This is a genomic window from Saccharothrix sp. ST-888 (assembly GCF_000955975.1).
Classification (GTDB): Bacteria; Actinomycetota; Actinomycetes; order Streptomycetales; family Streptomycetaceae; genus Kitasatospora.
On sequence record NZ_JYJF01001175.1, the window covers coordinates 1 to 211 of the forward strand.

A 211-nucleotide genomic window follows, 5' to 3' on the forward strand; every position below is an offset into this window, starting at 1 on the left:
CCGAGCCCGAGCCCGAGCCCGAGCCCGAGCCCGAGCCCGAGCCCGAGCCCGAGCCCGAGCCCGAGCCCGAGCCCGAGCCCGAGCCCGAGCCCGAGCCCGGCCCGTCCGGCCGTACCGCCGTCAGCTCGCCTGCCAGCCCACTCGGCCGTCGCCCCGCCATCCGCCGGCCCGCTATCCGTCAGCCCGCTATCCGTCAGCCCGCCATCCGGCT

1 protein-coding gene is annotated in these 211 nt (G+C 80.1%); it reads left to right on the top strand.

Annotated elements, in window-relative coordinates:
- Positions 1–211 (top strand): hypothetical protein (locus tag UK12_RS45480; protein ID WP_231591537.1); only part of this gene is annotated, 211 nt, incomplete at both ends.